22 protein-coding genes and 1 pseudogene are annotated in these 24,128 nt (G+C 61.1%); 1 reads left to right on the top strand and 22 read right to left on the bottom strand.

Annotation, left to right across the window (positions count from 1 at the left end; all coding sequences use genetic code 11):
• Positions 1–102 precede the first annotated feature (102 nt).
• Entirely contained in the window at positions 103–1,455 is a 1,353-nt protein-coding gene (locus HWX48_RS02480) for a class I SAM-dependent methyltransferase family protein (protein WP_175954275.1), read from the top strand.
• A 151-nt stretch (positions 1,456–1,606) separates the two neighbouring features.
• Here HWX48_RS02480 and ybaK read toward each other — a convergent pair whose 3' ends face one another.
• The 22 genes and pseudogenes from ybaK to HWX48_RS02375 all read right to left on the bottom strand — a co-directional run bounded on the left by ybaK (position 1,607) and on the right by HWX48_RS02375 (position 24,014).
• A complete protein-coding gene (gene ybaK / locus HWX48_RS02475; protein ID WP_175954274.1) occupies positions 1,607–2,119 on the bottom strand; it encodes a Cys-tRNA(Pro) deacylase in 513 nt (170 codons plus the stop codon).
• Between the two features lie 65 nt (positions 2,120–2,184).
• Positions 2,185–3,891: a GTPase gene (locus HWX48_RS02470; protein ID WP_175954272.1), complete on the bottom strand. Its 1,707-nt coding sequence runs from the start codon at positions 3,889–3,891 to the stop codon at positions 2,185–2,187.
• Positions 3,888–5,144, bottom strand: a complete 1,257-nt coding sequence (locus HWX48_RS11170) for a GTPase (protein ID WP_254872920.1) — start codon at positions 5,142–5,144, stop codon at positions 3,888–3,890. Before HWX48_RS11170 ends, HWX48_RS02470 begins: the two co-directional genes overlap by 4 nt.
• Positions 5,145–5,287: 143 nt before the next feature.
• Positions 5,288–5,584: pseudogene (locus HWX48_RS11380) on the bottom strand (dynamin family protein); the annotation flags it as partial.
• A gap of 158 nt (positions 5,585–5,742) precedes the next feature.
• Entirely contained in the window at positions 5,743–6,348 is a 606-nt protein-coding gene (locus HWX48_RS02460) for a DUF6318 family protein (protein WP_175954268.1), read from the bottom strand.
• A gap of 290 nt (positions 6,349–6,638) precedes the next feature.
• Complete coding sequence (locus tag HWX48_RS02455) at positions 6,639–7,247, bottom strand: hypothetical protein (RefSeq protein ID WP_175954266.1); 609 nt, start codon at positions 7,245–7,247, stop codon at positions 6,639–6,641.
• Between the two features lie 185 nt (positions 7,248–7,432).
• Positions 7,433–7,969 carry a DUF6318 family protein gene (locus HWX48_RS02450; protein WP_175954264.1) on the bottom strand — a complete coding sequence of 179 codons (537 nt, stop codon included), beginning with the start codon at positions 7,967–7,969 and terminating at the stop codon, positions 7,433–7,435.
• Between the two features lie 315 nt (positions 7,970–8,284).
• Positions 8,285–9,631 carry a histidine--tRNA ligase gene (hisS, locus tag HWX48_RS02445; RefSeq protein ID WP_175954262.1) on the bottom strand — a complete coding sequence of 449 codons (1,347 nt, stop codon included), beginning with the start codon at positions 9,629–9,631 and terminating at the stop codon, positions 8,285–8,287.
• Between the two features lie 109 nt (positions 9,632–9,740).
• Positions 9,741–10,466 carry an MBL fold metallo-hydrolase gene (locus tag HWX48_RS02440; protein WP_175954260.1) on the bottom strand — a complete coding sequence of 242 codons (726 nt, stop codon included), beginning with the start codon at positions 10,464–10,466 and terminating at the stop codon, positions 9,741–9,743.
• Between the two features lies 1 nt (position 10,467).
• Positions 10,468–11,766, bottom strand: coding sequence for a DUF349 domain-containing protein (locus HWX48_RS02435; RefSeq protein ID WP_175954258.1), 1,299 nt, complete (start codon positions 11,764–11,766; stop codon positions 10,468–10,470).
• A gap of 228 nt (positions 11,767–11,994) precedes the next feature.
• Positions 11,995–14,343, bottom strand: coding sequence for a bifunctional (p)ppGpp synthetase/guanosine-3',5'-bis(diphosphate) 3'-pyrophosphohydrolase (locus HWX48_RS02430; RefSeq protein ID WP_175954256.1), 2,349 nt, complete (start codon positions 14,341–14,343; stop codon positions 11,995–11,997).
• 167 nt (positions 14,344–14,510) lie between these two features.
• Positions 14,511–15,047, bottom strand: a complete 537-nt coding sequence (locus tag HWX48_RS02425; RefSeq protein ID WP_175954254.1) for an adenine phosphoribosyltransferase — start codon at positions 15,045–15,047, stop codon at positions 14,511–14,513.
• A complete protein-coding gene (secF, locus tag HWX48_RS02420) occupies positions 15,044–16,147 on the bottom strand; it encodes a protein translocase subunit SecF (RefSeq protein ID WP_175954252.1) in 1,104 nt (367 codons plus the stop codon). The genes HWX48_RS02425 and secF overlap by 4 nt, the downstream gene beginning before the upstream one ends.
• Entirely contained in the window at positions 16,147–18,087 is a 1,941-nt protein-coding gene (gene secD / locus HWX48_RS02415; RefSeq protein WP_175954250.1) for a protein translocase subunit SecD, read from the bottom strand. Before secD ends, secF begins: the two co-directional genes overlap by 1 nt.
• Positions 18,088–18,129: 42 nt before the next feature.
• Positions 18,130–18,528, bottom strand: coding sequence for a preprotein translocase subunit YajC (yajC, locus tag HWX48_RS02410; protein ID WP_175954248.1), 399 nt, complete (start codon positions 18,526–18,528; stop codon positions 18,130–18,132).
• Between the two features lie 191 nt (positions 18,529–18,719).
• Positions 18,720–19,790: a Holliday junction branch migration DNA helicase RuvB gene (ruvB, locus tag HWX48_RS02405; protein WP_254872919.1), complete on the bottom strand. Its 1,071-nt coding sequence runs from the start codon at positions 19,788–19,790 to the stop codon at positions 18,720–18,722.
• Positions 19,783–20,376, bottom strand: a complete 594-nt coding sequence (gene ruvA, locus HWX48_RS02400) for a Holliday junction branch migration protein RuvA (RefSeq protein WP_175954245.1) — start codon at positions 20,374–20,376, stop codon at positions 19,783–19,785. The genes ruvB and ruvA overlap by 8 nt, the downstream gene beginning before the upstream one ends.
• 119 nt (positions 20,377–20,495) lie before the next feature.
• Complete coding sequence (gene ruvC, locus HWX48_RS02395; RefSeq protein ID WP_175954243.1) at positions 20,496–21,131, bottom strand: crossover junction endodeoxyribonuclease RuvC; 636 nt, start codon at positions 21,129–21,131, stop codon at positions 20,496–20,498.
• A 35-nt stretch (positions 21,132–21,166) separates the two neighbouring features.
• Entirely contained in the window at positions 21,167–21,760 is a 594-nt protein-coding gene (gene pdxT, locus HWX48_RS02390) for a pyridoxal 5'-phosphate synthase glutaminase subunit PdxT (RefSeq protein ID WP_175954242.1), read from the bottom strand.
• Positions 21,754–22,656, bottom strand: coding sequence for a pyridoxal 5'-phosphate synthase lyase subunit PdxS (gene pdxS, locus HWX48_RS02385; RefSeq protein ID WP_175954240.1), 903 nt, complete (start codon positions 22,654–22,656; stop codon positions 21,754–21,756). The genes pdxT and pdxS overlap by 7 nt, the downstream gene beginning before the upstream one ends.
• 2 nt (positions 22,657–22,658) lie before the next feature.
• Entirely contained in the window at positions 22,659–23,420 is a 762-nt protein-coding gene (locus HWX48_RS02380) for a YebC/PmpR family DNA-binding transcriptional regulator (RefSeq protein WP_175954238.1), read from the bottom strand.
• A gap of 114 nt (positions 23,421–23,534) precedes the next feature.
• On the bottom strand, positions 23,535–24,014 hold the full coding sequence (locus HWX48_RS02375) for a histidine phosphatase family protein (protein ID WP_175954236.1): 480 nt from the start codon (positions 24,012–24,014) through the stop codon (positions 23,535–23,537).
• Between the last annotated feature and the right edge of the window lie 114 nt (positions 24,015–24,128).

Here is a 24,128-nt window from a genome sequence, read left to right as displayed (position 1 = left end):
TCAAACCTCAGCAAAAACGCCTGAAGGATAAAGTACTCTTTTGTGGTGAAGCGGGAACTCTCCTCACCAACTTCCCTCCACTTCAGGCAAGGGACGCCATCCATGACCACCACAGTTGCCGAATTGCGCCTCGCAGCTTGCGATGCCGCAAGCTCCCAACGCCTACTGGCCGAGATTGAAGACGCACGCCAGCAGGGCCTCGACGTGACAATCGCTGCCGTCACCCTCGACCATGCCTACGCATCCCCAGAGGCCATCACCGCAGTCTACGTTGACCTCGCTGAACGTGGCCGCAGCTTCCTGAATGCACGCGCCTCCATCCTCCAGCGAAACCCACTATGGGCCCTCATCCATCGCACGAGTGAACGCCCACGCCTCTCACGCACCCTTGCCAAGCTCGCCTTCATCCGCCGCAGCCGCCGCGCCCTCAAAACCCAGCTTGACGCTGAACGCAACCGCATCCTCTACACCGACATTGCCGCCACACCTTGGCTTGGGCAATGCGGGCGGGCCCTCGCCCTTCTGACCATAGCGGCAGCGCATGACCTTCACTGCGAGGCCGAAGGCGCCCCCGGCCCCGGCCAACACGCGGGCATGGGCGGCCCACTCACCGGCGCTAACCTCCACGCTCCCTTCACAGCCGCAGGGAACATGACTGGGATGAGCGTCGCAACATTGCTCTCCCCCAGCACACCAACCTCCACGCCAACCACCAGCAACGCCACTGTTCCGCGCCACCTCAGCGACGCCCAAGCTTTCCTCGACGCACCCATTACCGAAGGTTTTCGCCACATCGTCCGCTACTGCAGCGACAGCCTCGGTATTCGAGAACGCAAAGAGGCCGTCAACGACCTCATCACCGCCCACCTGCGCCAACGCCACCACGACGGCCAGGGCTTGGATGCGATGACGATGCTCAGCGTCGGATGCGGCACCGCGCTACCCGTCCTTGAAGCAATGCGCAGCCTCCACAAGGCCTACGGCCAATGCCCGCGCCTCATCCTCCTCGATCAAGACCCCGTTGCCCTCAAAGCCGCTGAAGAGCTCGCCGCCCGCATGGGGCTTGAAGAGCGCATCGAACTCCAATGCCACAACCTCTTCACCCCACGCGGCAAACTGCTCAACCTCGATCACGTGCTCAACGGCCGTACACTCGACGTCGTCGAAGACTCAGGCCTGCGCGAATACCTGCCCGACAGCATCTACGTCGACCTCACACGCGCCAGTATGCGCGCACTCAAGCCCGGTGGTCTGATGGTGACAAGCAATATGAACGCCAACCGGCCACAAAAGGAATTCCTCTGCGGCCTCATGGGATGGCCCATCCCCGTCCTACACCGCACCATCGCGCAGGGCGTGCGCCTGCACGAACGGGCGGGTATCGACGCCCAGCGGCTGCGCATCCAAGTGCTCCCAAGCGGCGTGTACACGGTGTTCAGTACCACCGCCGAATAGGACTCAATCAGCCAAAAACGAACAGCGTCGCCATTTGCACCGCCAGGGCAGCGTTCAGCTCAAGTCCTTTTCAAGGCAACACTCACAACCTAGAGCTCCGATCTGCCCCAACAAGGCGGCAGGAATGAATCCACCCCGGCCCTCAGTACCCTCACGGCCTGCGGTCGCTAATAGGAGCGAAGACCGCCTTCGTCAGTGCCGCCAGATCAGCCGGCGCCAGACGAATCGACAGGGTGCGTTTCCCGCCGGAAACCACGACTTCATCAGCGTGCTCAGCGTCAGCATCAATGACCGTTGGCAGCAGAGTGCGCTGCCCCAGTGGAGAAATCCCGCCCGTCACGTACCCGGTCAGGCGCTCGGCCTTCGCAGGATCCATCATCTGCGCATGTTTTGCCCCCAAAGCGCGTGCAATCTGCTTGAGGTTCAACAAACGATCAGCCTGGACCACCCCCACCGCAGGCTTCCCGTCAGCTTCCACCATGAGAGTCTTCAAGACGCACTCCGGATTCACGCCGAGGACTCGCGCAGTGTCCAGCGCATAGCCCTTCTCCATCACCCGCGAGTGCTTATACTCAATGAGTTCAAAGTCAACGCCATGCGCGTCAAGGACCTGCAGGGCGGGAGTACCCGCACGCCCCTGCTTGGCAGCCTTTTTCTTCGCCACGATCCGGCACCCTCATTCCACAGCCAACCGGCCTGCCCTACGCAAAGCCACCTTACCTGGACGGGCTACTCCCCTACCAACGCTTCAACAACCGCAGCTTGACGCTCATGCTCAGCCATGAGCGGCTCGCCAATATGAATGGCAGCAACCTCAGAAACCGCACTGCGTAAACGCCCTCGAGCCACAGCCGCACGCCGACGCGCGCCCACACGCCCTGTAATACCCGCAACAACCGCCACAAGCAGGGAGGCAACAATGCCGCCAATCAGCAGCCACGTTGGAACAGGGACGATTCCCCACTGAGGCGCCCCAATGTCAACCAGCAGGAAGTGCTTCACCATGTGAATGACGCCCAACCAGCCACCGCCGACAATCGCGACGAGCCACATCAGCCACTGCACGAGGTCGGCCACCTTCCACCAACTTGGCGCAACCCCCATCCCCAGGTCTGTGCGGGCAATGCCTCGTTGAAGAGCGTCCGTCAGACTCTCCGCACGATCACGCGCAATCTGGCGGATACGCTGCCCCCACGCTTGAGGGCGCCCAGCAGCGAAACCCTCCACTGACTGACGCAAGGCCACCGACACGCCCGACGGGCCCATGAGCTGCGACAAATCCACGTGAGTCAAAGACGACTGGCGCCCATCCCCTGACAGGTGCAGGCGCTTCAAGGGATCAATACGCAAGCTTCCCAGCCAGCGAAGAGGCAGCCACCCGCAGGTCTTCACCTGGCGATGCCGGTAGGCTGAACGCACCGCCGAAGCCACGCTATCCACTGCCGCTGAATCGGCCAGCGCCCTGCCCAGGCTCTTATGGACATCCGCGCCCTGATGCTCAGGCTGCCACGCGCCCACCGCGCCCCGCGAAGTGGGCGCGCCGACCCCCAGATCAAGTTCGGCCCGCAGACGCGCCTTCAACGCATCCAAGTCAGCATGGAGCGTCACCGCATCTTCACGCACGCGCTGGGCGCTCGCCGCCACCTCACTGAGCAGTGCTGCGACCCCCTCGCCGGTGACTGCGGAGGTCTCAACGATGACGGGATCTTCCAGGCCGTCCTCATGTAACAGGCGGGTGAGGCTGCCACGCACCGTCTGACGTTCCTCGACGCTCAAACGGTCCACCTGGTTCAAGGCAACAATCACCGATTGCACGCGGGCTGCCATCGGCGCAATCCACTCATTGTGAATGATGGCGTCAGCATACTTTTGAGGATCCACCACCCACACGACAATATCCACCCGCTCGTGGAGGCGCCGCGCCAACTCCCCATTGGCCCGATCCACCGAATCAATGTCGGGCACGTCGATAAGGCACACTCCCGCCGGCAGACGGCCAGGCTTGGGAATCTCCACGCGCTGCGTCACCCCCGCCCAATCCAGCAGCGCGCCAATACCCGCACCTTCCCGCGCTAGCGAAGCGTTCGCCTCACCCTCGTCAACGGGAGCGAGGGCAGCCAGGGGCAGACGCGTGGTGGGGCGAATAACGTCCGTGGCGGCCAACTGCGCGCCAGCAACGGCATTAAAAATGCTCGACTTGCCCGAGCCCGTCGCTCCCACGAGGGCAACAATCACGCTAAAAGGATCCAGACTATCGCGCGTTCCCACCCGTTCCATGACGGCCTTCGTCGCCGCCAAGCTAGGCGCGGATAGGTCCTCTTCGAGGGCGTAGAGAAGATCGTTCAACGAGGCCACCCGCGTGCGCAACGCGCCCTCAGGCATATCGAGGGCGTGAGCAGGGTGAGAGGCACGTCGAGATGAGGTGGCATTCGTCATTGCATAACCTCCTTGAGAGCATCCTCAACCGTCACAGGCTGCCCTTCCCCATCTGCGGCCACGAGCTCAGGAGCATTATCCTCACAAGCGGCTCGCAGTCCGGCGACCATCGCCTCTGCCGCTTGGGCAAGATGCTCACGCAAAAGCTCCTGAGCGCGCTTCGTCATTGTTCGCACGGCCTGGTCGCCAAAGATCGCCTCCAGAAGCTTTTGAGAGACAGCTGCGCTCGCTCCCGCCACGCCCAGTTCCATGCCGGTAATACCACCAGTGGAGGCGAAAATGACGATCATCAACGCCACAGCGACAACGTTGACGCCGATGGCCATGATCCGCGCCCCCGTCCGCTTTGAAGCGCCCTGGGTGCGAACGATTTCCAGGAGTTCAGCTTGCCACCTGTGGGTGACATCCACAGCGAGCTCACGAGCGTTCGGCGCAGCAACCGCCACAGGAAGCAGACGAGACAGCCACTGATCGGCCCTCCAGGCCCCTTCAGCATCCTCACGCAAACGCATGAGCTCATCTTCAATAAGAGTGCTCAATCCCGCTTCCAAAGCGTCCTCAACCGGCGCGACAGGGGCGGGCTTACCCGTCAGGTAACTGGTGATACGGTCGCGGACCGTCGCCACCGTGCGCGTCAGCGAGCGCGTAAAGTCTGCAGCTCCCACGATCTCTTGCCAGCGGGCAACGACCTCGCCGCGCAACAGCGTCCCATCGGCTGTGGAGTCAGCCAGGCGCAGCAACGCCGCGTCAACAGCATGATCGACGAGCTGACGGCTGCGCTCGCGCAGCGCCGCTTCGGCCTCCTGTGCGGCCCGGACTTCCTGCGCGGAGTGGATAACTTGAGCGACCGATGCCGCCACCGCACGTTGGGCGACCTCCGCGCGGGTCTGCGCATCAGCCGACTGGGATTCCAACCACTCCCTCACGGGGGCAATATCGCTGTCGCTCAGGCGCGCGTCCTCCAAGGCATGTTCCTCGATGACGAATAGTGGCGCCCTGCCCAAGCCTTGCGCCCCCATGAGGCGCGCCAGGTCAGCAGCGACCTGCTCGCCAGCACCGGGTGGCACGCGATTGAGCACAATAGCGACCAGGACGCCGCGCGCAGCAGCGGGCGCGAGCACTGACCACGGCACGGCGTCAGCATAGCGGGCGGCAGTGGTGACAAAGACCCACAGGTCGGCAGCATCAAGCATCTGCCGGGCGAGTGCGCGGTTTTCATCCACGACGGAGTCCACATCGGGCGCGTCAAGCATCGCCAGCCCCACAGGGAGCGCCGCGCTCTCACGGAGTTCAAGGTGGGCGGGGGTTCCCGCCTCGTGAGGGGCGGAGGGCCACTACGCGCCATACGCGGCAGTGCGGGCAGGATCGTCGAATCCATGAACCACTGCCCGTCCTCCTGACGATGGACGAGGACGGGGTGGCGGGTGGTGGGGCGCACGACCGAAGAAGTTGAGAGATTCTCACCCACCAGGGAGTTAAGCAATGTTGACTTCCCCGACCCCGTCGAGCCCCCGATCACGCATAGCAGGGGCGCATCGGTCGCCTCAAGACGAGGCAGGACGTGGTCATCAAGGATGCGTAAGGCGCGCGCAGCTGCTGCAGCCCCCTGCGCGGAGGCCTCGGTCGCAATGGCGAAGGACGCCTGCGCGAGAGCCTGACGGAGGTGACGAAGGGCAGAAAGTGAAGTGCTCATCACTGTGAGCCTACACTTCCCACGTTGAGATAGTTAAGTAGAAGCCTTGGCGTCCCCTGGGTGCGCAGGTCGGATGGGGGAAGGACTTCGGGTGTGCCCGAGTATGGGGCGAAGGCGCTCAGTATTCCCAATTGAGAACGCCCTCACCCTTCACAGGTCTAGTTTCCATTCGGCCAACCTGCTTTGATGACCTTCCACGTGTCGTCATTCCAGCGAAGCAGCACGTCAAAGAGCGCATCCCTGCTCGGGATATCATGCAGCTCACTGCCGGTATAGATAGTGGTCGGCTCCGTCCTGACATGCAGTCGAACACCCCACGTACCTGGCTGGTCAGTCGCCTCCATCGCGTCGCCACTTTGCAACACCTTACTGTAAAGGTTGTCTACCCAGCCGTCGGCGTGCTTCATCTCCGTGATCTGACGGGACGTCTCCTTGCACCACTCGCATTCGTCGGCGCTCACTGCGCCAATCAATGCAGGATCACCCGTATTCCAGGCATAATCCGTGACATAGATAAAGTATTCGGCGAAGCGGCTGGCGCCCTGTGCGGTATTGTCCTTCATCCCCTCAACCTCACGAGGCGGCTCGTAGTTGCGATCGCGGTTGGGGTTCATGGGCTTACCTGTTGCTGGATCGACGTCAATACGCCCGGACATCGTCGCATCCGCGCTCTGCGACACATCCGCCGTAGCCGCAGTGCTTTGCGGAGCAACGGGCTCTGCTGAGCTTTGAGTGGTAGGTGTTGACCAGGTACAGGCACTCATTGTCAAGCCAAGGAGCGTTGCAATTATGGCCGCCGCCAAAGCTCGACCACGCCTGCGTGTATTAGGCCACGGGAAGTCATATGTGCGATTCGTCATACCCACACGCTAGCGCATAAGAGCAGGTCAGGCCACAGATGACGACCTATCATCGCTCCCTGCCCTTGCCGAAGTCAGGGAATCTCACCCCCTGCACACCTCAACGTGACGCAAACCGTGACGGCTGTGGAAATGACAGCATCAGATGTCACGCAACTCCCAAGAGACGAGAGCGCTCAGCGCTTCGTCCGTTCTTAGCGTCCCCTGAGTTCCTCAGCCGTATCCGTCAAATACCCCTTCGCTTTGCGAACGGGAAGAGGGTGGGCGCTCTCTGTCGTTTGGAGCGCACCCGTCACGAAGATGGCATCCCCTGTTTCTGGGTGCACCACCTTCGCGCTCCACGTTGTCGTGAGCGTGACTGTAGCGAAATCCTGCGGTGCCTGGTAGATGTGGAAGTTCGTCATGTCGGGGTACGGGGCACCAGGTTCGCTCGACACTAGAGGCTGCGAACCGTCGCCAAAGTCAAAGGAGTATTCCCGAGCGGTGAACTCCACGGGAACGTCTAATCCCAAGACGTTGACACTGGTATTGACTATTGGCTGCGTGGCGTAGGCCAAGGTTGGTACGCCAACGAAGGTTTGAATCCACGGTTGAATGCGCAGACCCGCACCATCAATGGTCGCCACATCCAGCGCAGAATAGAGCAGCGTCAACGGGTCTTGCTCGTTACGCAGCTCCTCTGGGTCGCGCGTATCGCACGGTCCGACGAGGCCGGCGTCGTAGTCCACCCACGCGCACCCAAGGAAGTCTTGCCAGCGCCTCCGATAAGTCTGCGCAGAAACAGCGGGCGGGGCTTCTGCCATAGGGGTTTCCGGAGGCGGTAGAGCTGCGGGTACTGTCCTCGTTCTTTGGACAGCGATGCCGTTGTTGTGCACTTGTTCTGCGCCCAGACAGTCATTGGTGCTACAGGCAAAAGCTGTCTGAGGCCAGCCGACTAAGCATGAAACAAGAGCGCATAACACTAACCCCCTTGGTCGAGCGTTGCGGCTCATTGCTGTACCTGTTCTGCGATAACCGCCCATACCTTCCATCGATCTCCCTCATATCGTGTCTGGATATAGAGCACGGCTTTGCTCTCGGGCGCGTCCTCTACGGAAGTTCCGTCATACACGGAGCGTTTATGTTGAAAGACGTCGATAGTTGTATTCCACAGTCCCGGATGACCTTCGATCTCAAATGCGTCCTCTAACCTCGCAATCGTAAAATCCGCGTTATACACCCAACCTCCGGCTGCGGTGCGCTCATCAGTGAGCTGAGCATAGTGCTGGCACCACACACAATCAGGCAGTGAGACTTCACGGAGCAAGGAGCTATCGCCACTGTTCCATGTGTAGTCGAGGACCCGAATGAAATACTCGGCAGCGCTGCGGGCACCCCTGGCATTGTTCTCTTCCATTCCGGGCACCTCGCTGGGACGCTCGATGCCCCAATTCCTTGCCGGATTCAACAGTTTTCCGGTTGACACATCAAGCTCATAACTCCCGGACATGACGATGTCGGCACTCTGCCCTCCCTCACCCGACACGTTCCGCACTTGTGAACTCTGCGCCCCTCCGCCACCGTCGCAGGCCGCGAGGAAACATCCCGAAACAACGACTAGAAGGACGGACACGAGGGCGCGCAACCCTGCGCGTCTCCTAACAGGAAGCATCTGACCGGAGTACCCGATGTTGGGTGTCACCACATTGTTCGACATGGCTTTTACGCTAGCGCACACCGCGCATTTTTCGTCGAGCTTTGGATGATCTGTGGATAACTCCCAGCTTTCCCAGACAATCAGCATAAAAGTGTGGGAGCCGGCACTGCGGCTCCCACACTCCACACATCACTGAACCCCTAGTCAGCACAGCTCCACTTGAGGCTGCAGATCCTCAACCGAAGGCATCCACTCACTTGCGAGGGCATCAATCTGCTCACCGCTGCGAATATCCTTCACCGTGTCCGCCTCGCCCTGCGCCCCGGGGAACCACACAAAGGGAATCCCACGCTTATCAGCGAACTTAATCTGCTTGCCGAACTTCGCAGCAGACGGCGCCACGTCACAGGGAATCCCCCGTGCCCGCAAAGCCGCAGCAACAGCGTCAGAACGGTGGCGGTCAGCCTCGTCAATCACGGCCACGAGGACGGCGGTGGGCACCTTACGCGAAGCGCGCAGCACCGGAGCTGAAATCAGGCGCGACACCAGGCGGGAGACGCCGATTGAGAGGCCCACACCCGGATAGGTGCGCTTGCCATCCGTCGCCAGCGAATCGTAGCGGCCACCCGAGCAGATCGACCCCAGATCCTCATGGCCTTCCATCACAGTCTCGTACACCGAACCCGTGTAGTAATCCAGACCACGCGCAATCTTCAGATCCGCGACCACTACACCCGGCAGGCGCAGTTCAGCCGACTCCAACAGGGCGCAGAGCTGATCAACGCCCTCCTCAAGGAGCTCCGAGGACAACCCCAGCGCGGCAACGCCCTCGCGAATCTCCGCCGCCAAAGCAGAGCGAATCTGCGCCATCTCCAGCAGAACCTGCGTCTGCTCTAAGGTCATGCCATTGTCAGCCAGCTCGGCAGCGACACCCTCGGGGCCAATCTTGTCGAGCTTATCGAGGCCACGCAACGCCGCCTCAACGTCGCTAACGCCCAGCGCCTCGCACACGCCCTGGACAACCTTGCGGTTATTCACCAGCACGGTCACACGCGGAATCGGCAGCGTCGACAGAGCCTCAGCCATCACCAGAGGCAGCTCAACCTCGTAATGGAAAGGCAGCTCACCCATACCGACAACGTCAATATCGGCCTGCATGAACTCACGGAAACGCCCATCCTGAGGGCGCTCACCCCGCCACACCTTCTGGATCTGGTAGCGCTTAAAAGGAAAGTCCAGCTCATTAGCGTTCTCAATGACGTAGCGGGCGAAAGGCACCGTCAGGTCAAAGTGCAAGCCCATGCGACGCTCCTTCGACGAGCGACGCCCCGCTTCGGCCTCCTTCATGGCCTGGAGGCGATCCAGAACGTAGATCTCCTTGGAGGTCTCGCCCTTGGATTCAAGCTGCTCCAGGGTCTCCACAGCGCGAGTCTCAATGCCGGCAAACCCATGCAACTCGAATACGCGACGCAGATGATCAAGAACAAATTGTTCAATAACGCGCCCCTCGGGCAGCCATTCAGGGAATCCAGAAAGAGATGTACGTGCCATGCTTCTATTCTCACATGCGAGAAGGCGGGCAGAGAAAACGCCAACTGTGGTGTTCCCCTACCCGCCCTCGCCAGACAATCCCAAATGACAGACCACGTCAGTGTGGCGGCTAACCAATCTTTCGCGCCCGTGACAGATACGGGTTCGTCGCGATCTCATCCGCTAAAGTCGTCACCGGCCCATGCCCAGGAATCATGAAGGTCTGCGGGTCCAACGCATTCGAAATCGTGCGCAGGCTGTGACGCATCTGCGTTTCATTCCCGCCAGGCAGATCCGTGCGCCCCACCGAACCAGCGAAAATAACGTCGCCGGACAGTGCCCACGGAATCGGAGTGGACGAGGAGGTCACTTCCTCACCATCAACCACTACCGTCACATCACAATGTCCAATGAATACCGCCGAGCCCTCGGTGTGACCAGGAGCCGGAACCATCTTCATCCACAGACCGTCAATCAGCTCCACGGAACCGGCCGGGAAATCACGCAGGTCCTCGGGCTTACGCCACGGCCCCAGCATGGCCGTCACCTGTGGCGGCGCTGGAGTATGCGCCAGCGGGTCATCCATACGGTAGCGGTCAGGCCCAGGAATGTAGACCGGAACTTGCGTGCCCTCCTCGTTGAGCGAGGCCGCAGCCGCCGCTTCCCACACGTGGTCAGCGTGGCCGTGGGTACAAAGAACCGCCCCTACTTTTCGGCCTTCATCTGCCAGGATCCGCGTGATTGTGTCGATAACGCCCGCAGACGGGTCAACGACACAGGCGGTCGTTGACCCGTCCGGGACGATAATCACGCAATTCGCGGCGTAAAAAGGCGTCGGAATAACGTGCAGGCGCATATCAGGCCATCGTCGAGCGAATCTGTTCCAGCCACGCCTTCTTGGTGGCCAGAGCCTCAGCGAGGTCCTTCGCGCGCTTGGCATTGCCAGCCTCTTCAGCGGCCTTCAGATCAGCCTCAAGCTGAGCGAGCTGATCCTCAAGCTGGCCGAGCATCCCTTCGGCGCGAGCGCGGGTCTCCGGGTTGGAACGCTGCCATTCCTTCTCTTCCGCCTCACGCACAGCATCCTCAACGGCGCGCATGCGGGCCTCAATGCGGCCACGCTCAGCGGAAGGCACGAAGCCAATCTCATCCCAACGGTCCTGGATATTGTGGAGCAGGGGCTTGACAGCCTCAAGATCAGTGACGGGCAGCAGAGCCTCAGCCTCAACCAGCAGGGCTTCCTTCGCCTCAAGGTTGGCGCGGTATTCCTCGTCGGTCGCCTCATCCTTCGCACGGCGAGCGTCGAAGAAGACCTGCTGAGCAGCGCGGAAACGCGCCCAGAGGGCATCATCATCCTTGCGAGTAGTGCGCGGGGCGGCCTTCCAACGGTCCATCAGACCACGGTAGGCGGCAGTGGTTGCCCCCCAATCGGTGGAGGACTGCAGAGCCTCAGCCTCAGCAATGATCGCTTCCTTAATGGAACGAGCCTCAGCCTGAGCCTTATCCAAGGCAGCGAAGAACTGGCGGCGGTTACGGTCAAACTGGGTGCGGGCGCTGGAGAAACGCTTCCAGAGTTCATCCTCCACAGCCTTCTCCAAGCGGGGGCCGGAGCGCTGCAGGCTCTTCCACTCATCGAGCAGGTCGCGCATGGTCTGCCCCGACTGCTTCCAATGGATGCGCTCAGGGGCCTGAGCAATAATGGCCTCGGCCTTCTCGACCACGGCAGTGCGGGCAACCAGAGCGGCTTCCTTCGCAGCCTTCCGTTCCTCGCGGGCAGCTTCCTTACGCTCCTCAGCGCGGGCAGCCAGCTCCTCAACGCGGGCACGCAGGCCATCAAGATCACCCAGGGCAGCGGGTTCACGAACGGCCTCGCGGATGGTTGCCAGGGTCTGGTCAATATCCTTGGGAGTCAGGGTTGCGAGGCGATCCTCAAAGAGCTTCACCGTGGCCTGGAGGTCCTCGAAACGACGCACGTACATGGCGAAGGGGTCTGCGGGAACATCGTCGGGGTATCCGCCGATCAGGCGTTCCTCCTGACCGTCACGCACGTAGACATTGCCATTTTCGTCGATGCGACCAAACTCGTGAGTCGCTGGAACTGAGGCGGTAGCAGTTGCTTCGGTTGTGGTTTCTTCAGGAGTGTTAGGCGTCGTTGTCACGATGTTCCTTCATGAGACGAGGGCGGCGAAGCGCCCAAGCGCGTTGGTCGGTACGCAGGCGCGGGCGCCCAGTACACGCACAGTACAATCATGCCACCGTGTGGCACAACTCCTATTCTATGGCCTTTTCGTCTCCGAATACGACACAACCGTCAAATAGCGGTATAACATTCCCGCCACAAAGTACACGCGCAGCATAAAAGACGGACTTTTGGCCGACTTTCCAACCTAGTCGTCAAGGACCTGGCCGCGTACACGCCTCTCCGTCCCCGTCCGACGCGTCGCCTCAAAGACACCATCAACGCGCCGCAACGCAGACAGCACCGCATTGAGGTGGCTCATATCGGCCAGCTCGAAGGAGAAACGCGCGCACGCCACCTGATCGGCAGAAGTCACCGTTGACGCCGTCAAAATATTGACCTTATAGTCCGACAAGACACGCGTCAGATCCGACAGCAGGCCCGCACGGTCCAAGGCTCGCGTCTCAATCTGCACGAGGTACTGCCCACCAGCGCCCTCGTCATTCCAGGACACCTCCACGAAACGTTCGGGATTGAGCTCACTCAAACGCATCGCGTTCTGGCAATCCTCATGGTGGACAGACACGCCCTGGCCACGAGTAATGAAACCACTGATCGGATCTCCAGGCACCGGAGCACAACAACGCGCGAGCTTCACCCAAATATCATTCGAGCTCATTCCCGCCACCGTCACGCCAGACGCCGACTGGGTGCTCTTCTGCACGCGAGGTGCCCCCAGGGTCACGCCCTCGGAAAGCGTTTCTTCCGTGCCGTCACCGCCGCCGAGGTTCTCCACGAGCTTGTTGACGACATTATGTGCGGAAATGTGGTTCTCCCCCACTGCCGCGTACAAGGTCGTCACATCGGGATAGCCCAAGGCGTTGGCTACCGACAGGATCGACTCGTGGTTCATCAGGCGCTGCAGAGGCAGATTCTGCTTGCGCATGACCTTAGCAATATGTTCCTTACCGGCCTCGACCGCTTCCTCGCGGCGTTCCTTGGAGAACCACGCCTTAATCTTCGAGCGCGCCCGAGGAGAAGCAACGAAAGCCAACCAGTCGCGAGATGGCCCGGCCTTATCAGACTTCGAGGTGACAACCTCAACGGTCTCACCAGACTCAAGATGCGTGTCCAGTGGAACGAGGCGTCCGTTCACACGCGCCCCAACGGTGCGGTGACCGACCTCGGTGTGCACCGAGTAGGCAAAGTCGACGGGCGTCGCATTGGCGGGCAGGACCACGACCTCGCCCTTGGGAGTAAAGACGTACACCTCATCGCCGGCGATCTCATAACGCAAGGAGTCGAGAAACTCCTCCGGATCACCCGTCTCGCGTTCCATCTCAATCAGGGAACGCAGCCAGTTCATCTGCTCATCGGCACTCATACGGTCCGAATCATCACCCGAGGCAGCGGTCGCATTCGGGTTCTGCTTGTACTTCCAGTGGGCCGCCACACCATTCTCAGCCCGCTCGTGCATCTCAAAGGTGCGGATCTGGATCTCCACCGGCTTACCGCCCGGGCCCACCACCGTCGTATGCAGCGACTGGTAAAGATTGAACTTCGGCATCGCAATATAGTCCTTGAAGCGCCCCGGAATGGGGTTCCAATGACCATGCAAAGACCCAAGCACCGCGTAGCAGTCCTTCACCGACTCCACCAAAACGCGCACAGCAACCAGGTCGAAGATCTCATCGAAGGCCTTCCCGCGCACGATCATCTTTTGGTAGATCGAATAGTGGTTCTTCGGGCGGCCACCCACGGTGCCCTGAATACCAGCCCGACGCAGGTCGTCCTCGATATGCGAAATGACGTCACGCAAATAGGTCTCACGTTCAGGCGTGCGCTCTTGGACGAGACGGTCAATCTCTTCGTAGATCTCGGGATAGAGGGTCTTGAAGGAGATCTCCTCCAGCTCCCACTTGATGGTGTTCATACCCAGGCGATGGGCCAAAGGCGCGTAGATCTCCAAGGTCTCACGGGCCTTACTCTGCGCAGACTCCTTGGGCACGAAGCGCCACGTGCGGGCATTGTGCAGGCGGTCGCCAAGCTTAATAAGGAGCACGCGAATATCGCGGCTCATGGCGACGATCATCTTACGGAGCGTTTCAGACTGGGCGTTCTCCCCGTAGCGGACCTTGTCGAGTTTGGTGACGCCATCAACGATCTGAGCAATCGCTTCACCAAAGTCGGCGGTCAGCTCCTCAACGGTGTAGTCCGTATCCTCCACCGTGTCGTGCAGCAGTGCAGCGACGAGGGTCGGCGTCGTCATACCCATTTCGGCAAGGATCGTGGCCACGGCAACCGGATGGGTGATGTAGGGCTCGCCGGACTTGCGCATCTGACCGCGGTGATAGAGCTCCGCGGTGGCGTAGGCGCGTTCGATGACGCTGACATCAGCCTTAGGGTGATTGGCCTTGAGCGCTCGCAACAGCGGTTCAATTTCGGGGAAGGCTGTGTTTCGTGGGGTGCGGCCACCAAACCACACCAGGCCCGAGCGCACCAGCGAACCTGCGGCTGGTGCTTTCCGGGGCGTCGTCTCGTTGCGTTGCTCAGTCATTTTCCTATGATAACCGCCACAGGATTAAATGACTGACATTGCCCACAGATGGACCAGTATTCGCCCTGGTCACAGACGCAAAAAGTGAGGGTGGATCACCAGATCCACCCTCACTCGCGTGTCGTGCCAGATCAGCTCGCTGTCATGGCCGATCGACAAGACCTCGTTCAGAAGCGCACAGCGGCCTCAACCTCGATGCCTTCAAGCTGGGAACGGCCGTTGAGGTCGACGAGCTCCAGCAGCACGGCAACGCCCGCCACCTCAGCGCCACAGTTGCGCAGCAGCTTCACCGAAGCAGCAGCGGTACCGCCGGTCGCAAGCACGTCGTCCACGACGAGCACTCGCTGGCCATCCTCGACAGAATCGGGGCGCAGTTCCATGCGGGCAGTGCCATACTCAAGGGCGTAGTCCACACCGATGACAGGTCCAGGCAGCTTGCCTGCCTTACGGATGGTCACCATGCCAATGCCCAAGGCAGTTGCCAGAGGTGCGGCGAGGATGAAACCACGCGACTCCAGGCCGGCTACGGCGTCAATGCGCCCGCGGTAATGATCCGCCAGCAGTTCGATCAGACGTCCGAACGCTGGGCCATTAGCCAGCAGCGGCGTAATGTCTCGAAAGAGGACGCCCTCTTCGGGGAAATCGGGGATCTCACGAAGATTGCAGGTGACGAGTTCGGCAATTTCGGGGTTGAGTGTACTCATCGCTTCTTCTTCTTTCGGGAGGGCTGAGCACGGTTCGACAGACGCTGACCGGCTGTGATGGCGCCTTCGGGGGCATCCTCGGTGAAGGAGACCGCGAGGTCTTCAGCCTTGGAGTCACGGCCGGAACGACGTTCACGGGTGCGCTCGACAAGAGCGTTGTGTTCGCGGGTGCGCGCGCGACGATCCTCCAAAGCCACCAGCAGGGTGGAGGCGATGAAGATCGAGGAGTACGTACCAGCGATCATGCCAACAAAGAGGGCAAGGGAGATGTCAATCAGCGTACCTGCACCAAGCAGGTAGTAGCCGATGAACAAGATCGCGCCAACAGGTAGTAGGGCCACGATCGAGGTGTTAATCGAACGAACCATGGTCTGGTTCACGGCCAGGTTCACGCGCTCACCGAAGGTGTAGTGCTTCTGGTCCCACACGTCGGCGGTCAGCTCACGCACCTTATCGAAGACCACGACGGTGTCGTAGAGCGAGTAACCGAGAATCGTCAGGAAGCCGATGACGGTTGCAGGCGACACCTCGGCGCGCACGAGGGCGAAGAAGGCCACAGTCACGAACACGTCGTGAAGGAGGGCGACCATCGCCGACAGGGACATCGTCCACGAGCGGAAGTAGACCGTCATGAGGACGCTGACCAGGGCCAGGAAGATCACGAGGGACAAAGCCGCCTGGTAGGTGACGTCCTTACCCCAAGAGGGGCCGATGGATTCGTACTGGACGCTGGTCGGCTCAACGCCGTAGGCCTGTGCCAGGGCATCACGCATCGCGCTGGCTGCGTCGGGGTCGAGTGTTTCGGCCTGGACGCGCATTGAGTCGACGCCAAGGGAGGTCACGCGAATGTCGCCGGGAAGTTTCTGTTCGGCGGCAACCTCGCGGGCAATCGCCTCGGAGCTCTCAGAGACGCCGACAACGGTGAACTGCGAGCCACCCGTGAACTCGATGGAGCGGTTCAGACCGAAGATGCCGACAATGAGTGCAGACAGGGCCAGGACCACGAGGGTGGCCGTGACGAAGCGCTTGCGGTGACCGACGACCTTGTAGGACTTCTCACCGGAGTAGAGGGCGTTGCCCCACTGAGCGAAACTCATCATCACTTCTCACCCTCTTCAACAGTTGCAACGGCGGATTCAGCAGCAAGGCGCTCCTGACGACGCTGTTCGGCCAGGGACAGGCGCTTACCTTCAGCATCACGGACGGGCTCGCGTACGGTCACGCGACCGCGGCCCGCGTAGGTGATGCCGCTCTTGGCGCCCAGGTGCTCTGGGTCAAGGCCAGAAAGCTTGTGCCCGTTTCCGAAGAAGGGAATGCGCACGAGTAGCTCCATCATCGGGTGGGTGAAGAGGAAGATCACCACAAGGTCAACGATCGTCGTCACGCCGAGGGTGAAGGCGAAGCCCTGCACGCCACCGACAGCCAGGACGTAGAGGACCACCGCTGCCACAAGGTTCACGGCGTCGGAGATAAGGATCGTGCGCTTGGCGCGCTCCCAGCCTTCAGACACGGCGGCCGTCAGAGGACGTCCATCGCGGACCTCGTCACGGATACGTTCAAAGTAGACGATGAAGGAGTCGGCTGTGACACCCACCGAGACAATCAGGCCCGCAACACCCGAGAGGGAGAGGCGATAGCCGATCAGCCAGGACAGGAGGGTGATGACCATGTAGGTGAGAAGGCCAGCGACGAGCAGTGAGGTGGCCGACAGGAGCGACAGACCACGGTATTGCCACACCATGTACAAGACAACGAGGAGCAGGCCGATGAGGCCAGCCCAAATGCCCTTCTCAAGGTGTTCCGCACCAAGGGTGGCGGAAATCTGCTGTTCAGACTGGACCTCAAAGTTGAGGGGCAGAGAGCCGAAGTTCAGCTGGTTAGCCAGGGCTGCGGCGGAGTTGGCGGTGAAATTACCGGAGATCTGAGCGTGTCCATCGGGAATGATGGCGTTCATTGCCGGAGCGGTGATAACGCGACCATCCAAGACCGAAGCGAAGTGGTTACGTGCAGCACCGGCGCCGTAGCGCGGACCTTCTTGGTCTTCCTGGAACTCATAGAGGCGCTTGGAGGACTCAGCGAAAAGGGCAGACCCTTCGGAGTCGAAGGTGAGGTTGACGCCCCATTCGCCGGTGGGCTGGCCTTGATTGTTGTAGATGAGGCCGGCAGCGGCACTCGACAGCTTGTCGCCAGAAACATCAACGGGTCCAAGAATGAACTTCGTAAACCCTTCACTGTCGCAGGTGACAAAGGGCTTCGCCGGGTCCGACACGGCACGCTTCGTGCGCGCCTCAGCGGAGGTGCAATCGAGGGTGAGGTAGTCGAAGATGGCCTGCTCGGTGATCCACTTGAGATCAGAGTTGTTGGTGGTCGGGCCTTCGGGGGCGTCAGAGAGCTTGCCATCGCGGTTGTGGTCGGCAATCTGCATCGCTTCTTCCTCAGAAGCGACGAGCGGCACCAGCTGAGGTTCGCTCTGCGCAGCATCAGCGGACTGTGCCTGCGTCACAGGTTCGGCATCGCCAGCAGATTGGGCGGCCTCAGCGGATTGAGCATGTTCGCCAGACTGAACGACTTCACCCGACTGAGCGGCCTCGCCCTGCTGCTGTCCGCCGATGGAGGACATCGCCTGCTCGTCGGCGGTGGTCACCGCCTGCCCAGCTTGGAGGACCGGACGGAAGTCCATCTGCGAGGAGGAGCGAATCAGATCCAGGGTCTCCTGCGAGGGAGTACCCGGCAGGGCGACGACGATATTGCTCGTCCCCAGGGAGGTGATTTCAGCTTCGGCAACGCCAGAGGCATCAACACGCTGACGAATGATGTTAATGGCCTCTGCGATGTCCTTCTCCGTGACTTCACGGTCGTCTGCGGCCGTGGATACAGGGGTGAGGATCAGTTGCGTACCGCCCTCAAGGTCAAGGGCGAGTAGCGGGGTGTAGGACGCTCCCTGTGTCTGATGACCCGCAACCAGTGCGCCAATAGAGGCGACGATGGCAACGAGCAACACAAGGAGCGAACGCACGGGACGGCGCTTCTTAGACGACACGTTCTAAACCTTCAGATGATGTTGTGTGACGGGGTGCAGGAATCAGAGCTTGGATTGACCGGAAGGATCCGTATCGGTGGGATCAGAGTCGAGGCCAAACACGCGCTCGTCCTCGTCCTCACTGTCGACAGCTTCGGCAGCGTCAATCTCTGGAGCGAAGGGCAGCTCGCCGACTTCGCGAATCGCTGAACGCTCCCAGTACATCTCAGTACCGTCAGCTGTTTCGAGGATCACGATGTCGCCGTCGGTATCAACGTAGCGTGCCCACAGACCAATTCCGGTCCTGACCCACACACCGGGCACGAGGCTCTCATTGAGCATGCGTTCCTGTTCAGCCTGTTGCTCCATCATCTTCTTGCGGCCACGAGAACTCATAATCATCATGAGAACCAGCAGACCAAGGAGAACAATGAGCATGGGGTTGTTCGTAAGGAACTCCATGACGAGGGACCTCTTTTCTCAGCAGAAAACAGCTGCGCGGACATTCCGCACCACAAGCAGTCTAGTCCCCTCCATCGATTCTGTATGCATCACCGGGGTATTTGAGAACTGTGATGTCGCTTGTATCTGTCCCCTCATCTGCTCTGAAGCGCCACTGCCCCGTTTCTACGAGGTTCCCGCGCGCCCCCCTTTTAGGAAAAGAGCGTGCCCTCTTGTGGAGGCGTCAAGCCCAAATGCTGCCAGGCTTTCTGCGTCGCGGCGCGCCCACGAGAAGTACGCATGAGGAAACCCTCGCGAACCAGATATGGCTCGGCAACGGTTTCCACTGTCTCCGCTTCCTCCCCAACCGTCACGGCAAGGGTCGTCAACCCCACCGGGCCGCCAGCGAAACGCAGGCAAATCGTCTCCAGTACCGCGCGATCCAAGCGGTCCAAGCCATAGCGGTCAACCTCGAAGAGGGTCAGCGCCCCCTGCGCGGCGGACAAGGAAAGCCTCCCGTCGCCGCGGACCTGAGCGAAATCCACCACCCGGCGCAGCAAACGATTGGCAATACGAGGGGTACCGCGCGAACGCGAAGCGATCTCGTGGGCCGCTTCCTCATCAATCGGTGCGCCCAGGAGCCCAGCTGAACGCTTCACGACGAGCTCCAGGTCGGCCACATCATAGAACTCAAGATGAGCGGTGAAGCCGAAACGATCGCGCAACGGCGCGGGCAGCAACCCAGAGCGGGTCGTCGCACCGACCACAGTAAAGGGCGGCAAGGTCAGTGGAATCGACGTCGCGCCCGGCCCCTTACCGACCACAATATCGACGCGGAAATCCTCCATGGCCAAGTAGAGCATTTCCTCTGCCGTGCGCGCCAGGCGGTGAATCTCATCAATGAAGAGAATGTCCCCCTCCTGAAGCCCAGACAGGATCGCCGCCAGATCGCCCGCGTGTTGAATGGCCGGACCGGATGTCAGGCGCAAGGAGGTGCCCATTTCAGCGGCAACAATCATCGCCAGCGTCGTCTTCCCCAGCCCGGGAGGGCCAGCAAGCAGCACGTGGTCGGCGGGAACGCCTCGGGCGCGCGCAGCATCAAGAACGAGCTGCAGTTGATCGCGCACCACCGGCTGACCCACAAAATCCGCCAAACGTTTAGGACGCAACGCGGCTTCGGCAGCGCGTTCTAAGTCCCCCGCATCGGGGGCAACAATACGCAGGCTCTCCGTGGGAGGAACCTCGGCGGCGGAGTATCCGGGAATATCGAAATCCTCAGCCACGCTGGCCTCCCAGCTTCAACAGCGCTGCACGCAAAAGATCCGAGGCCCCCAAACCCTGCCCCGCCAAAGAATCCAAGGCCTTCGACGCCACCGCGTCACTCCAACCCAGCTGAATGAGCGCAGACTTGACCTCGGCGGCAGCCTCGTCCTGCGCGGCGGGGGTAGACAGCGGATCGACGTGAGCGGGGATACCCAGCTTGTCCCCGATCTCGAGGACCATACGCTGAGCGGACTTCTTTCCAACACCCGGGATGCGCTGCAAGGTTGCCACGTCAGAATCGCGGACCGCGCGGCGCAGATCATCGGGGTTAAGGACCGACAGCGCAGCGAGGGCAGTGCGTGGACCAATCCCCGACACGCCAAGGAGACGCTCAAAAACCTCACGTTCATCAAAGGACGCAAAGCCGTAAAGCGTCATGGAATCCTCACGCACAATCATGGCCGTGTGAACGGTGACCTCAATGCCCTTGACCATGCCCTGCGCTGCTGCGGGCGTAACGTGGACGCTCCAGCCGATGCCACCGACCATGAGGATCACCTGGTCGAGGCCCACATGCTCCACCACTCCCCTAAGCTGTGCGATCACCCGCAGCGTCCTTTCTACCCTCACTCACCGGAAAAGCTCTGAGGCCAAGCCCTCATGCGAACATATGTACGATACTAGCCGCTTTGGTGGCATGCCCCCGCATGACACCCCTAGAGGGGTCACTGCCCACTCTTGCGCAGACGCGGATCCACAGCGCCCGTACGACGCTGCGCGGCCTGAGCCTCCGCCCATGCGCGCTGCGCGGGGGTCATCTCACCGCGAGCCTGCAGCTTGCCTGAGATCGACACCGAAATCTGAGAATCATCCCCAGCCCCCAGCAAACCTGTCCCCCGCCAGGCATGACAGATCGCGATCGCCAACGCATCCGCAGCATCAGCAGGTTTGGGCGCCTGAGCCAGTCCAAGCACACGCGCCACCATATGCTGCACCTGCGCCTTATCAGCCGTCCCACTGCCGGTGATGGCAGCCTTCACCTCAGAAGGCGTGTGGACCGCCATTGGAAGGCCCGCACGCCCCACACACACCATCGCCGCACCCATGACCTGCATGGTTGTCGTGACCGACTGGAGGTTGTCCTGAGCGAAAACCCGTTCAATCGCCACAACTTCAGGCTGGTAGCGCTCAATGACGGCATCAATCGCGTTCGCAATATCACGCAGACGCAGGTGGGTGGCCATCTCTGTTGCCGAACGAGCAACCCCCACATGGACGAGGTGGGCGCGCCGCGAAGCATCAACGTCCACGACGCCGATCCCACAACGGGTCAAACCCGGGTCAATACCCATGACACGCATAGCGCACCCTCCCCTCCCTGCCTCAACAGTGAGATCTAACTGCCCTCACACATGCTGACGAACAGGGCATGCATACGGTGATCCACACCCACCTCAGGATGGAAAGAGCTCGCCATGACGCGGCCCGAGCGCACCGCCACCAAGGGGCCGTCAGGATCATTCCCAGCGCGGGCAAGCACCTCAACCCCCTCGCCAATGCGCTCCACCCACGGGGCGCGGATGAACACCGCGTGGAAGGGACCGCCCTCAACGCCCTTCACGTCCAGGTCTTCCTCGTAGGAATCCACCTGACGACCAAAAGCATTACGACGCACAGTCATGTCCATGGCGGCAAAGCTCTTTTGATCCTCGCGCCCGTCAAGGATCTCCGAGGCGAGCATAATCATGCCCGCGCAGGTTCCCCACACCGGCAGACCAGCATCAATGCGCGCCTTCAAGGGCTCATACAGCCCGAAGGAGAGCATGAGGTTGGAGATGGCCGTGGATTCGCCGCCAGGAATAATCAGGCCATCGAGGCCATCCAGTTCGCGCTCACGTCGCACTGACACGGCGCGGGCGCCGGATTCCTCCAGCGCCCGCATGTGTTCGGCAACGTCGCCCTGAAGGGCGAGAACACCGATGGTCACCATCCGCGCTCCGCCAGGCGGTGAGAGACGGGCACATCGTCAACGTTGATGCCGACCATGGCCTCACCCAGTCCGCGAGAAACCTCGGCGATGACGGCAGGATCGTCGTAGAAGGTGGTGGCCTTGACGATCGCCTTAGCGCGTTCGGAGGGGTTACCGGACTTGAAGATACCCGAACCGACAAACACGCCCTCAGCGCCGAGCTGCATCATCATGGCAGCGTCAGCGGGGGTGGCGATGCCACCTGCGGTGAAGAGCACCACGGGAAGCTTGCCTTCGCGGGCAACCTCAGCCACCAGCTCGTAAGGGGCCTGGAGTTCCTTCGCGGCAACGTACAGTTCATCCTCCGGAAGAGAGGTGAGGTGGCGGATCTCGTCGCGGATCTTACGCATGTGAGTGGTGGCGTTGGAGACGTCACCGGTTCCGGCCTCACCCTTGGAGCGGATCATGGCGGCGCCCTCGTTAATGCGACGCAGGGCCTCACCCAGGTTGGTGGCGCCACAGACGAAGGGGACGGTGAAGTTCCACTTGTCAATGTGGTGCTCATAGTCTGCGGGGGTGAGCACCTCGGACTCGTCGATGTAGTCGACGCCGAGGGACTGCAGGACCTGAGCCTCAACGAAGTGGCCGATACGGGCCTTTGCCATCACGGGGATGGACACGGCGTTGATGATCTCGTCAATCAGGTCAGGGTCGGACATGCGGGCGACGCCACCCTGTGCGCGGATATCGGCGGGGACGCGTTCCAGGGCCATGACGGCCACAGCGCCAGCATCTTCAGCGATCTTGGCCTGCTCGGCGGTGACGACGTCCATGATGACGCCGCCCTTGAGCATTTGGGCCATTCCGCGCTTGACGCGGGGGGTGCCAACCTCGCGGGCGGTGGGGGATTCAGACATGCTCACTCTTCCTCTTCAAAGTGGGCGCGGACTTCGTCCGACATGGTCATATTGTGGTAGACGTTCTGAACGTCATCGGAGTCTTCAAGGGCGTCGATCAGCTTATTGACCTTCGTCACGCCCTCAACATCCAGGTCAACCTCGGTAGACGCAACAAACTGGACTTCAGCAGAGTCGTAGTCAACGCCTGCTTCCTGCAATGCGGTGCGCACGGCCACCAGATCGGTGGGCTCGCACTCAATGACGAAGCCTTCACCCAGGTCAATGACCTCCTCGGCGCCTGCGTCGAGGACGGCTTCCATGAGGGAGTCTTCGTCAACGCCGTCGGCTGCGGGCACTTCGATGATGCCACGACGGGAGAAGAGGTAGGCGACCGAGCCGGGGTCAGCCAGGGAGCCTCCGGAGCGGTTGAAGGCAAGGCGAACGTCTGATGCTGCACGGTTGCGGTTGTCGGTCAGACACTCGACAAGGAAAGCAACGCCGTTGGGGCCATAGCCTTCGTACATGATGGTTTCGTAGTTTGCGCCACCGGCTTCAGCACCGGAGCCGCGCTTGACGGCGCGGTCGATATTGTCGGCGGGGACGGAGTTCTTCTTTGCCTTCTGGATGGCGTCGAAGAGAGTGGGGTTACCTGCGGGGTCGCCACCACCGGTGCGTGCTGCGACCTCGATGTTCTTGATGAGGCGAGCGAAGAGCTTGCCGCGCTTGGCGTCAATAGCGGCCTTCTTATGCTTGGTGGTTGCCCACTTAGAGTGTCCCGACATCAGTGCTTCCTCTGGGGTAGATACGTACCTCGTTATTCTAACGGCATTCCTGGCCACCTTGTTTTGCGCGCACGCCCTGCTGGGCGTGCCGCTGCTAACAGAGCTGAGCGCGCCCTACCGCTGGTGGAGGATTTCGAGACTGCACGAGTGCGGTCCAATATTCGCCCACGTTTCGTCACTGCGCAGGACGAGGGCGGTGGCCGTGGGAACGCCTCGATGAATATCCTGGGAATCCCTGGCGAGGAAAGCGCCGACCTCGGACACTGTCGGCTCATGTCCGACGATGATGGCTGTCGTGGCCTCTGTGAAGCCGGAAATCAGGGTGAGAATGTCACTGGGCATCGCGAAATACACGCCATGGTCGGCCCATTCTTTCGTCGGAGGACAGGCTTGGCGGATGTGCTCGGCGGTCTCTTGGGTTCGGCGAGCATCGGAGTAGACCATGATGTCGACGGCGGGCAAAAGCTCCGCCAGGCGTGCGGCAAGGGACTGAGCCTGCCTGTGACCGCGTGCGCTCAGCGGCCGACTATGGTCGCCATCGAAGGAGTGTGCTTCGGCTTGAGCATGTCGAATGAGGACGAGAGTGTGTTTCATCTCTCTATTATCGCCTCCCCCCTCCGGCGGGCACTGTTGGCCGCCCTGAAGGCGGCTCTAGACTGGTAAGGGTCAGGTTTGGTCAGGAACTCCCACCCGTGGAAGGATTCGATG

The sequence above is a fragment of the Schaalia sp. Marseille-Q2122 genome (assembly GCF_903645355.1).
GTDB lineage: Bacteria > Actinomycetota > Actinomycetes > Actinomycetales > Actinomycetaceae > Pauljensenia.
Note: the sequence above shows the minus strand (reverse complement) of the source record. Positions and strands in the feature narration are given on the sequence as shown.